This window comes from Streptomyces sp. MZ04, assembly GCF_004684775.1.
In the GTDB taxonomy this organism is placed as follows: domain Bacteria; phylum Actinomycetota; class Actinomycetes; order Streptomycetales; family Streptomycetaceae; genus Streptomyces.
The window spans coordinates 1-8,527 of record NZ_SRIC01000330.1 but is presented as its reverse complement, the minus strand read 5'-3'; the positions used below and the strand labels follow the sequence as shown (position 1 = coordinate 8,527).

Below are 8,527 nucleotides of genomic sequence, written 5' to 3'. Positions count from 1 at the left end.
CACGAGAGCACTTCACGCCGCACACCCCCACGAAGCAACGCCGTGAAGGAGTACGCATGGACAGAAAGCGGAAGACCGCCGCCGCGATCGGCGCGTGCCTGGCACCGGTCCTCGCCCTCACGCTGCCGACCGGTTCGGCCAGCGCGCACGGATACGTCAACGCGCCCGCGAGCCGTCAGGCGCAGTGCGCCGCGGGCACGGTGGCGTGCGGCGAGATCAAGTACGAACCGCAGAGCGTCGAAGGGCCCAAGGGCCTGCGCAGCTGCAGCGGCGGCAACGCGAGGTTCGCGGAGCTCGACAACGACAGCAAGGGCTGGAAGGTCAGCGACGTCAGCAGGACACAGACCTTCACCTGGACGTTCACCGCGCGGCACCGCACCGCGAACTACGAGTACTTCGTCGACGGGACGAAGGTCGCGACGATCGACGGCGGCAATCAGCAGCCCCCTGCCACCGTCACCCACCAGGTGAATCTGGGCAGCGCGACCGGCAGGCACAAGGTGCTCGCCGTGTGGAACATCGGCGACACGTCGAACGCCTTCTACGCCTGCATCGACGTCAACATCCGCTAGGAGAAAGGGTCGTGAAGGGAATCGGCGCCCCGCCCCCGGGCGCCTTTTCCTCCTTTTTCCCGTCACGGCCCTAGGAACCGACACCCCCTGTCGTTACCCTCCGCCGCATGATTTCCACGGTGGTCTGGGGTACCGGCAACGTCGGCCGAGCGGCCATCCGTGCCGTGGACGCCCATCCGGCCCTGAAGCTCACGGCCGTCCTTGTCCACGATCCCGGCAAGGTCGGCCGTGACGCGGGCGAACTTGCCGATCTCGGCATCGAGTTGGGCGTGGCGGCGACCGGCGACATAGAAGCGGTGCTTGCCGCGGGGCCCCGGGCCGTCGTCTACGCGGCATCGGGCGACATCCGCCCCGACGAGGCGCTCGCCGACGTCTGCCGAGCGATCCGGGCCGGTGCGGTGGTCGTCACGCCGGCGCTTTATGCCCTCTACGACCACCGCAGCGCCCCGCCCGAGCTGCGGGATCCGGTGCTCGCAGCCATCGCGGACGGCGGTGGCGCCCTGTTCGTCTCCGGCGTCGATCCCGGCTGGGCCAACGACGTACTGCCACTCCTGGTCAGCGGGCTCGGCGGCACCGTCGACGCGATCCGCTGCCAGGAGATCTTCGACTACTCCAGCTACGACCAGCCAGAATCGGTCCGCTACCTGGTCGGCATGGGTCAGCCCATGGACTACGAACCGCTGATGCTCGCACCCACCGTCCCGACGATGGTGTGGGGCGGGCAGATACGGCTCATGGCCAGGGCGCTCGGCGCCGAACTCGACGAAATCCGCGAGTCGTTGGAGCGCCGCGCACTCGACGCCACGGTACGGACCCGGACGATGGGCGAGTTCGCGGCAGGCACCCAGGGCGCGGTGCGCTTCGAGGTGCAGGGCGTCGTCGACGGCGTACCCCGCATCGTCATCGAGCACATCACCCGCATCCACCCGTCCTGCGCCCCCGACTGGCCCGCACCGCCGGACGGCTCCGGCGCCCATCGGGTGATCGTCGAGGGCCGCCCGCGCATCGAGGTCACCGTCGAGGCCGCCGACGAGGGCGAGAACCGGTCGGCGGGCGGCAACGCCACCGCGGTCGGCCGCCTGGTGAACGCCGTCGACTGGCTGGTGGACGCGGAACCCGGCCTGTACGACGCACTCGACGTACCGCTGCGCCCCGCGGCGGGCAAGCTCGGCGGCAGCGACCTCAAGAGGAGCCGGTCATGAACATCGACATCCCCGAGGGACAGGACCCGATCGGCTACGTATGGGGCGAGCTGGTCCCCGGCATAGGACCGGCAGCCGCGACCTTCTCCCTCTCGGTCTACGAGCACACGACCCTGGAACTAAGGGAGTTCGAGGCCGCGAGGCTGCGCGTCGCGCAGATCAACGGCTGCCTCTACTGCCTCGACTGGCGCACCGAACGCGACGGCCGGAAGGTCGAGGAGGATTTCCCCGAAGCGGTCACCCACTGGCGCACGACAACAGTCTTCGACACCCGCACCCGCCTCGCGGCCGAATACGCCGAGCGCTACGCCCTGGACCACCACGGCCTCGACGACGCGTTCTGGACACGGATGACCGCGCACTACACCCAGCGCGAGATAGTGGAACTGACGATGAGCATCGGAGCCTGGCTCTCCTTCGGCCGCCTCAACCACGTCCTCGGCCTCGACACGGCGTGCGTGCTGCCGGGGCACTGAGACCCTTCCGGGGAGCCTCCGTCAGGGACGGTTCGTCAGGGACGGTTCGTCAGGGACGGTCACTCAACAGCTGCTTCCTGCACAGGTCCACATCGAAGTCCATGGACACCCTCTATCGGCATGTGCACCGCACGCCGGCCGCCGCCCCCCATCGGGCTGAGCGAGGCCGAGCAGCGACTGGCGCGGATCTAGCAGCGCTCGGAACAACTGCTTCTGAAGAACGAACAGTTGAGGCTGGAGGCCGAGCGCCGCGCCCGCGAGACGGTGGAGACCGCGCAGCGCCTGGCCAGTGCCGTGACGGCCACCGCCGAGCCGGGGTTCAAGCCGTTCTGGTTCGCGGTGCCGGTGGCGCGTCCGCTGATGAGCGACAAGGGGGCCTTGGAGGTCGTGGGGGAGCTGGTGCCCGGCACGTGGTACCTGGCCGTCGAGCGCCGGGGGCAGGGGTTCCTCCCGATGACCCCGGGCGGGCTCTACGGCTTCCTGCTCGACACGTCGGGGATCCAGCGGGGTTGATCGGAACGGGCGTGGTTGAAGTGCGCCTCGTAGACGGCAGGTTGGGCGCTCCCGCCGCTCTGTGAGCCATGCCACACGCAATTCCTGTCAGGAATCGGGGAGCTGTTCCGCTCAAGTCACGAAGGCAGACGAACAGAGCAGGAGAGACACATGAAGCACCGCATCGTTGTCCTTGGCGCCGGCTATGCCGGGGCGTACGCGGCCGGGATCCTGGCCCGCCGGCTGTCCCCGGCGGACACCGAGATCACCGTGGTCAACGCCGAGCCGGACTTCGTCCAGCGGATGCGGCTGCACCAGCTCGCGTCCGGCCGGGAGATCGAGGCTCCGAAGCTCGCCGACGTCTTCGCGGGCACGGGGATACGGCTGCGCCTGGCCCGTGTCACCGCCGTCGACCCCGAGCGCCAGGTCGTCGCCGTGGCCGACGCCGACGGCGGCGGCGAACTCGGCTACGACACGCTTCTCCACGCGCTCGGCAGCCACGTCGCCGACCACGGCGTCCCCGGCGTGGCCGAGCACGCCTTCGACATCGCCGGCCGGCCCTCGGCGCTGCGCCTGCGCGAGCACCTGGACAGCCTGGGCAGGCGGGGCGAAGGCGGCAGGGTGCTGGTCGTCGGCGACGGACTGACCGGCATCGAGGCCGCCGCCGAGATCGCCGAATCCCGGCCGGGCCTGTCGGTGTCGCTTCTCGCCCGCGGTGAGCTGAGCGCCCGGCTCTCCGCCGGTGCCCGCAGCCACCTGCGCCAGGTCTACGACCGTCTTGGCGTCACCGTCCTGGAGCACACCAGCGTCGAAGCCGTCGAAGCGACGCGGGTGCTGTGCGCCGACGGCACCGCCCTGGCGTCCGACGCAACCGTGTGGACGGCCGGGTTCACGGCCAACCCCATCGCCGCCGCCGGCGGTCTCGAGGTCACCGGGAACGGTCGGATCGTCGTCGATCGCACCATGCGTTCGGTCTCGCACCCGAACGTCTACGCCGCCGGGGACAGTGCCTACGCCATCGGCGACAACGGCCGGCCGCTGCCGATGTCCTGCGGTTCGGCCGGCTACACCGGCCGGCAGGCCGTCGACGCGATCGTGGGACGCCTGACCGGCGGCAAGGTCGCGAACACCAAGCTGGTCTACACGCACAACTACATCACCCTCGGGCAGCGGGACGGGATCCTGCAGTTGGTCGACGACGAGGGGCAGGCAAAGCCGAAGTACTCGGGTGGCCGGAAGCCCGCGTGGATCAAAGAGCGCATCAACAGGATCGCGCTGTGGGCCTCCTCGCACCCGACCTTCGGTCTGCCCAAGCGCATGCACCGCCTGGCCGCCGCACCGGATGCGTCCGCCGAGAACGCGGTCTCGTACGCACGGGATGCGTCTGCCGAGAACGCGGTCTCGTACGCACGGGATGCGTCTGCCGAGAACGCGGTCTCGTACGCACGGGATGCGTCCGCCGAGAACGCGGTCTCGTACGCACGGGATGCGTCCGCCGAGAACGCGGTCCCGTACGCACCGGACGCGTCCGCCGAGAACGCGGTCCCGTACACGCCCGATGCCCCCGCCCCCGCCGAGAAGGCGCTCGCGTAGCCTCCGAGGGTGAACCGCATGGACAGCACCGCCACCGATCGATTCGACATCGGTCGGTTCGAGGCCAGCCGGAACCGGCTGGCCTCCCTGGCATACCGACTCCTCGGCTCCGCCACCGACGCCGAAGACGCCGTGCAGGACGCGTTCCTGCACTGGCAGGCCGCCGACCGGCAGCGGATCGAGGTGCCGGAAGCATGGCTGACCAAGGTCGTCACCAACCTGTGCCTCGACCGGCTCCGCTCGGCACAGGCCCGCCGCGAACGCGCCGTCGGCGCCTGGCTGCCCGAACCGCTCCTCGACGGCGACCCGATGCTCGGCCCGGCCGACACCTTCGAGCAGCGCGAATCGGTCTCCCTGGCCATGCTGACCCTCATGGAGCGCCTGTCGCCCCTCGAACGGGCCGTCTACCTCCTGCGCGAAGCGTTCTCCTACGGCCACGCCGAGATCGCCGAGATCCTCGACATCACCGAGTCGGCAAGCCAGCAGCACCTCCACCGGGCCCGGCGCCGCATCACCGCCGCGCGCCGCGGCGGCGAAGTCGACCCGGCGTCCGCCCGCAGGATCGTCGAGGAATTCCTCGCCGCCGCCACCTCGGGCCGCACCGAACGGCTGGTGGCGCTGCTCACCGACGACGCGATCGCCATCGCCGACTCCAACAGCGCCGGCCCGGCCAAGACCCTGCTGCAGTACGACACTCCGCAGCGCATCGCCGCCATCGCAGCGGCCGGCTTCAAGTCCACAACCGCGAAACGGCGACTCGTCGACGGCGCGCCCGCCGCCCACTACGCGCTCGTCAACGGCGCCCCCGCCATCCTCTTCGTGCTCGGAGAGCAGGTCGTAGGCTCCGTGACGTTCGACGTCACCGGCGGCAGGATCGCAACCGTGCGCGGCATCGCCGCCCCCGCCCGCCTCGCCCGCCTCACCGAAGCCTGGCGGCAGCACGAACCGGACACGCCGCTCATCGCCCAGTGGTGACCGACGCCGACCGGCGTGCCCCTTGCGCGACCCATTGCCATCCGGCCCCGGCGCCGAGAAGCTCCATGACGCCCGTGGTAACGCTAACACCGGGCTGACACACACCTGAGGGAGCCACCCATGTCAGGTAGTCGTCAGGGAGTCGACCGGCGCACCCTCCTCGCCGCGGCCGCCGCCGGTGCGCTCGCCACGGCCTGCGGAACCGCCGAGGGCAAGCCCCCGGGCAAGGTCGCCGTGCACGGGGACAACGCCACCTGGGCCAAGCCGATGGCCGCCGCGGGCAAGGCCATGAAGTCGGTCGCGGGCATCGAGCTCGTGCCCGAGGTCATCGCGTCCCTGGAGTCGTTCGAGCAGGTCGTGCGCTCCTCGCTGCGGACGAGCAAGACGCCCGACATGCTCAAGTACTGGTCCGGGTACCGGCTCCAGGACCTCGCCCGCACCGGCGGCGTCGTCGACCTGACCGAGCACTGGGACCGCGCGGTCGGCAAGGGCTGGGTCGAGCCGTCCCTGCGCCCCGCGTTCACCTACCGGGACCGCGTCTACGCCCTGCCGATGAACCTCGCATACTGGGTGTTCTTCTACAACCCCGAGGTGTTCGAGAAGCACGACCTCAAGGCCCCTGAGACTTGGGACGACTTCCTCGCCGCCTGCGCCCGCCTGAAGAAGAACGGCATCACGCCCCTGCACGGCACGGCCGACGGACGCTGGCCCTCCTTCATCTGGTTCCAGGAGGTGTTGAGCCGTCAGGACCCGCGCTTCTACCAGGACTTGATGAACGGCCGCGAGAGCTACACCGATCCGCGCGCCGAGCGGGCCCTGCGCACTGGCCGATGCTCGACCGCCACCGTGACGGCATCGCGGACCGCCTGGACGGCTGGCTCGACATGCAGGACCCACGCCACCCCGTGTTCCTCGACGGCGACGGCCTGCGCGCAAGCTACGCCGACCTCGCAAGGCGCCCCGTACGCACCCGGCCCTTCTTCAACTCGACGCCCTGGGGCGGGCATTGGGCCCGGCGGGAACTCGGCTTCAACCCCGGCGCGCGCAACACCGCCCTCGGCTACGAACTGATCGCCCCCGAAGCGGGCATCCTCATCGGGCACGGCCCCGACGCCCAGGCCGAGGTGCCCTTCCAGCTGCTGTGCGTGCTCCACCCCGAGCAGGTGCTCGGCCCGGAGGTGCACGCCCGCTTCGGCACCTCCTTCCCGATCCGCTTCGACTACCTGGACACGGTGGGCGGCGGCAACCTCTCGGTGCACTGTCACCCCAAGGAGCCGTACATGCGGGAGCGGTTCGGCTGGGCGTACACACAGCACGAGACGTACTACATGACGCGCGGCGGCCCGGACACCCGCGTCTTTCTCGGCCTGCGCGAGGACGCCGACCTCGACCTCTTCCGCAAGGAGATCGAGGAGGCGGCGAACGACGGGGTGCCGATGGATCCCGGGGACCACGTCCAGACGTTCCCCGCCGAACAGGGCCGCCTCTTCATGATCCCCGCGGGCACCCCGCACGCGAGCGGCGCGGGCAATCTCGTACTGGAGATCAGCGCCACCCCCCTACCTCTACAGCCTGCGCTTCTACGACTGGCTGCGCCCGGACGCGGACGGCAACCCACGCCAACTCCCCTACGAACACGGCCTGGCCAACCTGGAGACCGAACGGCGGGGCGACGCCGTGGCCCGCGACCTGGTGCAGGAGCCGCGCGTCCTGCGGCGCGGTGACGGCTGGCACGAGGAACTGCTCGGCGCGCTGGACGAGATGTTCTACGAGGTGCGCCGCCACACCCTGGACGCGGGCGCCGCCGTGGACGACCACACGCGGGGTCGCTTCCATGTGCTGAACGTGGTGGCGGGCGATGGGATCGTCGTCGAGACGGAGGCGGGGGACCGGCACGCCCTCGCGTACGCCGAGACGCTGACGGTTCCCGCGGCGGTCGGCGCCTACCGCCTCGTGGCGCGGGGCGGCCCGGCGAAGGTGGTGAAGGCGCTGGTGCGGGACGGCGGCACCTAGACTCCGGGCTGGGGGATACTCCGGTGAGGGTACGCAGGGGCCTGCTGAGGAGAACCAGGACGATGGCCGAGTCGCAGGCACCGAAGGGCGGTGGTCCACCCACCCTGCGGGACGTCGCGGAGCGCGCGGACGTCAGCGCGATGACCGCGTCCCGCGTCCTGCGTGACGACCCCCGCGTCCTGCCCGCCACCCGCGCCAGGGTCCGCGCCGCCGCCGCGGAACTCGGCTACCGCCCCAACGAAGTGGCCCGCAGCCTCCGCCTCGGCAGAGGCACGGGCCTGGTCGGCCTCGTCGTCACGAACCTCGCCAACCCCTTCTACTCGCGCTTCGCCCTCGGCGTCGACTCCGTGGTCGCGGGCGACGGCCTGAAGACCGTCATCGGCAACACCGGACAGAGCCTGGACAGCGAGCGCGAACTCGTCGCCGACCTCGTGGCCCGCCGCGTCGACGGCATCATCGCCGTGCCCGCGGCCGCCGACCAGCGGCATCTCGCCGCGGCCGCGGCCGACGGCGTACCGGTGGTGCTCGCGAGCCGCCCGCCCGAGGGGTTCGACGCCGACTGCGTCCTGGTCGACGACTTCGGCGGCGCCCGCGACGCCACCGCCCGGCTGATCGCGAAGGGCCACCGCCGGCTCGGGTTCCTCGGCTCCCCGCCCGCCGTCTACACCGGCACCGAGCGCCTGCGCGGATACAACGCCGCCCTCACGGACGCGGGACTCCCGCTCGACGAGAGCCGCGTACGAGCGGGCCAGACCGAACCGCGCGAGGCCGAGCGCGCCGCCGCCGAGCTGCTCGCGCTGCCCGAGCCGCCCACCGCGCTGTTCTGCTCCAACAACCGCAACACGATCGGGGCGTTCCGCGCCATCCGGGCGAGCGGCACCGACACAGCGCTCGCCGGTTTCGACGACTTCGAACTGGCCGACGCGCTGGGCCTTCCCCTCACCCTCGTCGCGTACGACAGTGATGAACTGGGCCGCGCGGCGGGCCGCCTCCTCGCCGACCGCATGCGGGAGAAGAAGCCGGGCGCCGCGTCCCCCGGCCCGGCGCGGCGCATCGTGATGCCCACCAGCCTGGTGGAGTACGGGAGCTGAGGTGGGCGGCGGCGCCGCGCCGTGCGGAACATTTCGCTGGACCGAGGAGCGGTCGGACCGCAGGCTGGCGGCATGTCTCAGAACCCGGAGAACCCCGAGACCACCCCCGAGAC

At 71.1% G+C, this 8,527-nt stretch carries 6 protein-coding genes and 3 pseudogenes; all 9 read left to right on the top strand.

The genetic code is table 11. From position 1 onward, the window contains the following. Nucleotides 1-56: 56 nt before the first annotated feature. The 9 genes and pseudogenes from E2651_RS37970 to E2651_RS37930 all read left to right on the top strand — a co-directional run bounded on the left by E2651_RS37970 (nucleotide 57) and on the right by E2651_RS37930 (nucleotide 8,414). Nucleotides 57-572: a lytic polysaccharide monooxygenase auxiliary activity family 9 protein gene (locus E2651_RS37970; RefSeq protein WP_135335833.1), complete on the top strand. Its 516-nt coding sequence runs from the start codon at nucleotides 57-59 to the stop codon at nucleotides 570-572. 107 nt (nucleotides 573-679) lie between these two features. Beyond that, a complete protein-coding gene (locus E2651_RS37965) occupies nucleotides 680-1,774 on the top strand; it encodes a dihydrodipicolinate reductase (protein ID WP_135335832.1) in 1,095 nt (364 codons plus the stop codon). Beyond that, nucleotides 1,771-2,250, top strand: coding sequence for a carboxymuconolactone decarboxylase family protein (locus E2651_RS37960; RefSeq protein WP_135335831.1), 480 nt, complete (start codon nucleotides 1,771-1,773; stop codon nucleotides 2,248-2,250). The genes E2651_RS37965 and E2651_RS37960 overlap by 4 nt, the downstream gene beginning before the upstream one ends. 228 nt (nucleotides 2,251-2,478) lie before the next feature. After that, a complete protein-coding gene (locus E2651_RS37955; protein ID WP_135335830.1) occupies nucleotides 2,479-2,763 on the top strand; it encodes a hypothetical protein in 285 nt (94 codons plus the stop codon). Between the two features lie 150 nt (nucleotides 2,764-2,913). Continuing rightward, nucleotides 2,914-4,098 (top strand): annotated as a pseudogene (locus E2651_RS37950) (FAD-dependent oxidoreductase); the annotation flags it as partial. 255 nt (nucleotides 4,099-4,353) lie between these two features. After that, nucleotides 4,354-5,310 (top strand): sigma-70 family RNA polymerase sigma factor, encoded by a 957-nt coding sequence (locus E2651_RS37945; protein ID WP_167829017.1) that lies wholly within the window; start codon nucleotides 4,354-4,356, stop codon nucleotides 5,308-5,310. A gap of 120 nt (nucleotides 5,311-5,430) precedes the next feature. Beyond that, nucleotides 5,431-6,066 (top strand): annotated as a pseudogene (locus E2651_RS45725) (extracellular solute-binding protein); the annotation flags it as partial. Nucleotides 6,067-6,134: 68 nt separating this feature from the next. After that, nucleotides 6,135-7,323, top strand: a pseudogene (locus E2651_RS45720) (hypothetical protein); the annotation flags it as partial. 62 nt (nucleotides 7,324-7,385) lie between these two features. Further along, nucleotides 7,386-8,414, top strand: a complete 1,029-nt coding sequence (locus tag E2651_RS37930; protein ID WP_135335826.1) for a LacI family DNA-binding transcriptional regulator — start codon at nucleotides 7,386-7,388, stop codon at nucleotides 8,412-8,414. Nucleotides 8,415-8,527: the final 113 nt, after the last annotated feature.